Source organism: Stenotrophomonas sp. YIM B06876 (assembly GCF_030711595.1).
Classification (GTDB): domain Bacteria; phylum Pseudomonadota; class Gammaproteobacteria; order Xanthomonadales; family Xanthomonadaceae; genus Stenotrophomonas.
On sequence record NZ_JAUJUJ010000309.1, the window covers coordinates 1 to 990 of the forward strand.

General features: G+C 66.0%; 1 protein-coding gene and 1 pseudogene. Both read left to right on the forward strand.

Going from position 1 to position 990, the window contains the following annotated elements; all coding sequences use genetic code 11:
- Positions 1 to 276, forward strand: a pseudogene (livG, locus tag QZH66_RS16940) (high-affinity branched-chain amino acid ABC transporter ATP-binding protein LivG); the annotation flags it as partial.
- Positions 277 to 284: 8 nt separating this feature from the next.
- On the forward strand, positions 285 to 986 hold the full coding sequence (locus QZH66_RS16945) for an ABC transporter ATP-binding protein (protein WP_305807022.1): 702 nt from the start codon (positions 285 to 287) through the stop codon (positions 984 to 986).
- The last annotated feature ends 4 nt before the right edge of the window (positions 987 to 990 follow it).

Sequence of the window (990 nt, forward strand, 5' to 3'; positions counted from 1 at the left end):
GCGCGCTGCATGATCACGCGCCCCAAGCTGCTGATGCTCGACGAGCCGGCCGCCGGCCTGAACCCGCAGGAAAAGCAGGACCTGCAGGGCCTGATCCGCCAGCTGCGCCAGGAGTACGGCGTGTCGGTGCTTTTGATTGAACACGATATGAGCCTGGTGATGGGAGTGTCCGAACGCATTCTGGTGATGGAGCACGGCAAGCCGATTGCCACCGGCACGCCCGAACAGATCCGCAGCGACGAGCGCGTGATCAAGGCCTACCTGGGAGAAGCCTGATGCAACCCATGCTTGAGCTGGACCATATTTCCACCCACTACGGCGCGATCTGCGCCGTCAACGACGTCAGCCTGCAGGTGCGGCGCGGCGAGATCGTCTCGCTGATCGGCTCCAACGGCGCGGGCAAGACCACGCTCTTGATGACGGTGTGCGGCAGCCCGCGCGCCAGCAGCGGCAGCGTGCGTTTCGAGGGCGAGGACATCACGCAGCAGTCCACGCACCTGATCATGCGCAAGGGCATCGCGGTCTCGCCCGAAGGCCGGCGCGTGTTCCCCGACCTGACGGTGGCCGAGAACCTGAAGATGGGTGGCTTCTTTCTCGACAAGGACGCGATCGAGGCCGGCATGGAGCATGTCTTCAAGCTCTTTCCGCGCCTGCGCGAGCGCGCCCAGCAGCGCGCCGGCCTGATGTCGGGCGGCGAGCAGCAGATGCTGGCCATCGGCCGCGCCCTCATGTCCAAACCGCGCCTGCTGCTGCTCGACGAGCCGACGCTGGGCCTGGCGCCGCTGATCATTGCGCAGATCTTCGAGATCATCCAGACCATTCGCAGCGAAGGCGTGACCGTGTTCCTGGTCGAACAGAACGCCAACCGCGCGCTGCAGATCGCCGACCGCGGCTACGTGCTGGAGAACGGCCGCGTCGTGCTCGAAGACACGGGCGCCAACCTGCTGACCAACAGCGACGTGCGCAAGGCCTACCTGGGCGCGTAGGCTG

Excerpts from the sequence above, each read along its gene's own strand:
- QZH66_RS16945 (WP_305807022.1), top strand. The coding sequence starts at position 285 with ATGCTTGAGCTGGACCATATTTCCACCCACTACGGCGCGATCTGCGCC.